The 3,218-nt window shown below is 64.1% G+C and carries 3 protein-coding genes; all 3 read left to right on the forward strand.

Translation table 11 applies throughout. The features are described from left to right. Window positions 1-234 precede the first annotated feature (234 nt). Window positions 235-918 carry a ribulose-phosphate 3-epimerase gene (rpe, locus tag EGI20_RS16805; RefSeq protein ID WP_160797714.1) on the forward strand — a complete coding sequence of 228 codons (684 nt, stop codon included), beginning with the start codon at window positions 235-237 and terminating at the stop codon, window positions 916-918. After that, entirely contained in the window at window positions 918-1,847 is a 930-nt protein-coding gene (locus tag EGI20_RS16810; protein WP_498632237.1) for an SDR family NAD(P)-dependent oxidoreductase, read from the forward strand. Before rpe ends, EGI20_RS16810 begins: the two co-directional genes overlap by 1 nt. Window positions 1,848-1,978: 131 nt before the next feature. Continuing rightward, window positions 1,979-3,218 (forward strand): anthranilate synthase component I family protein (locus tag EGI20_RS16815; protein ID WP_498632853.1); only part of this gene is annotated, 1,240 nt, incomplete at its 3' end.

The raw sequence follows: 3,218 nt of genomic DNA on the forward strand, positions 1-3,218 counted from the left end.
ACCGTGACCATCCTGCCACGGGCCGCGAGTGTGCGTAGCCCCCAGCCCGATCAGGCCGCCAGCGATGCGCTCGCAATCTTGGCAGAAGAAGTCACCATCGTGGAGGAGGCGGTCCCGCCAAGCGCGGAGCCCGCTGACACCCCCGCCGCCGAGCTCACGCACTGATACGGCAATCCGCCATGGCAGCTCAGGAACAGGGGCGTTACAATAACGGCCCCATCCTACCCTGTCGACATCATGAATTTCCGTATCGCACCCAGCCTGCTTTCCGCCGACTTTGCCCGTCTGGGCGATGAAGTCAAAGATGTCATCGCCGCCGGCGCCGACATCATCCACTTCGACGTGATGGACAACCACTACGTCCCCAACCTGACCATAGGCCCGCTGGTCTGCGAAGCCATCCGCCCGCACACCACCGCACCCATTGACGTGCACCTGATGGTCAAGCCGGTCGATGCGCTGGCGGCGATGTTTGCCAAGGCCGGTGCCGATATCATCACCTTCCATCCGGAAGGCTCCGAACACATCGACCGCACGCTGGGCCTGATCCGCGACGCCGGCTGCAAAGCCGGCCTGGTGTTCAACCCGGCAACCAGCCTGTCCTACCTTGACCATGTAATGGACAAGGTAGACATGATCCTGATCATGTCGGTCAACCCCGGCTTCGGCGGCCAGAGCTTTATCCCCGAGGCGCTGAACAAGATCCGCGCCGCACGCACGCGCATCGACGAATACACGGCAAAAACCGGGCGCGAAATCTGGCTGGAAGTTGACGGCGGGGTCAAGGTCGACAATATCCGCGCCATCGCAGAGGCCGGTGCCGACACCTTTGTCGCCGGCTCCGCCATCTATGGGCAGCCTGACTACAAAGCCGTCATCGACGCCATGCGCGCCGAGCTTTCCCAGGCAGGCCGCTAATGCGTCACGGCATCCTGCTCACCGGCGCATCGCGCGGTCTGGGCGCTGCCCTTGCGCGCACGCTCGCAACAAAAGACAGCGATCTTGTCTGTATCGCGCGCCAGAGCGATGAGACCCTCACGCTGCCCGAGGGCGCGCGCCTGGCCTGGGTTCAGGCGGATCTGGCCGACAGTGCCCTGCTGGAACTGGTGGCAGAGCGCGCGCTGGCGGCACTGGGGACAGGCCCGTTTGCCACGCTGACGCTGATCAATAACGCCGGCACCGTTGCGCCCATCGCCCCGTGCGGCCACTACCCGCAAGGCGGCGTCGAGCATGCGCTGGCGCTTAACACGCTCGCCCCCATGCTGTTATGTAATGCATTTCTGGCCTGGGCGGCAGGGCGTGGCGCGCAGGTGCGCATCCTCAATATCTCGTCCGGCGCTGCCGCTTCGGCCATCGCCGGCTGGAGCGTGTATGGCGCGAGCAAGGCAGCGCTGGACCATTTCAGCCGCTGCGTGGCGGCCGAGCAGGCAAGCTTGCCAGATGGTGCACGCGTGGTTTCGCTCTACCCCGGCGTAAAAGACGGCCTGGCCCTGCTGAAGGTGCTGCGCCTGCCGCTGGTGGTGATCACCAATAAGTCCGAACGCCTCGCCGTACCGCTGCTGGAGCTGCTGGAGCTGGGCGATTTGTTCTCGCTGGTCATCGGGGGCGACACCCTGAGCGAGAAAAAGCCGTCGGCCATGCCGCTGCAACACACCGCCATGGTGCTGAACCTCAAGACCGAAGAAATCGCCATGGTCGGCGACTCGATCAACGACATCCTGTCGGCCCGCGCCGCCGGCAGCCCGGCCATCGCGGTGAGCTACGGTTATGCCGATGCCGCCAATCTGGGTGCAGATATCGTGCTCGACAGCCTTGCCGAACTATACGATTTAATGAAAAATGGGTGACAATGGAAACCATTTAATGAAAAGAAGTTAAATCATGCATTCACTCTCGGTTTTCCGGCGCGGCCGATGGCGTAGCTCACAGCCCTGACCCACGCCTTATTCCACCGCCGTTTTCCAACCGGGAGCTTGACATGCAACACGAAGAATTCAGCCGCCTCGCGGCCCAAGGCTATAACCGCATCCCCGTCACCCTCGAGCTGTTCGCCGACCTCGACACCCCCTTGTCGGTCTACCTCAAGCTGGCCAACGCGCCCTATTCCTATCTGCTCGAATCGGTAGTCGGCGGCGAGCGCTTCGGCCGCTACTCGTTTATCGGCCTGCCCGCCACCACGCGCTTGCGCGTCAACGGCCAGCGCGTGCAGGTCGAGTACGGCGACAAGGTGATCGAACACCACGAAGGCGACCCGCTGGCCTTTATCGAGGCGTTCCAGACGCGCTTTCGCACCCCGCCGCTGGACGCGCTGCCGCGCTTTACCGGCGGCCTGGTCGGCTACTTCGGCTACGACACCATACGCTACGTCGAAAAACGGCTGGCAGCGGCGAAAAAGCCCGATCCGGCCGGCACGCCCGACATCCTGCTGATGCTGTCCGAAGAGCTGGCGGTGGTCGACAACCTGTCGGGCAAACTCTATCTGGTGGTGTACGCCGACCCGGCCATGCCCAACGCGCTGCAAAAGGCTCAAGCGCGGCTGGCACAGCTGCGCGCCAAACTGCGCGAGCCGGCACCGATGCCGCTATCGCTGCCGTCCACCCCCACCAGCGCCCGCTCCGAATTCGGCCAGGCCGCGTTCAAGGACGCGGTCGAATCGGCCAAACGCTATATCGTCGACGGCGACATCATGCAGGTGGTGCTGTCGCAGCGCATGGCAATGCCGTTCAGCGACTCGCCCTTGTCGCTGTACCGCGCGCTCAGAAGCCTCAATCCGTCGCCGTATATGTTCTTCTACCATTTCGACGACTTCCACGTGGTCGGCGCCTCGCCCGAAATCCTGGTGCGGCGCGAGCACGACAGCGTCACCGTGCGCCCGATCGCCGGCACCCGCGTGCGCGGCAAAACGCGCGATGAGGACGAGGCACTGGCCGCCGACCTGCTGGCCGACCCCAAGGAAATCGCCGAACACGTGATGCTGATGGATCTGGGCCGCAACGACATCGGCCGCGTCGCCGCCACCGGCTCGGTCCGCGTCACCGACAATATGGTGATCGAGCGCTACTCGCACGTGATGCACATCGTCTCCAGCGTCGAAGGCACGGTCGGGCCCGAAGTCTCCAATATCGCCATCCTGAAAGCCACCTTCCCCGCCGGCACCCTGTCCGGCGCGCCCAAGGTGCGGGCGATGGAAATCATCGACGAGTACGAGCCGACCGGCC

This window comes from Aquitalea sp. S1-19 (assembly GCF_024343515.1).

Excerpts from the sequence above, each read along its gene's own strand:
- EGI20_RS16810 (WP_498632237.1), top strand. The coding sequence starts at position 918 with ATGCGTCACGGCATCCTGCTCACCGGCGCATCGCGCGGTCTGGGCGCT.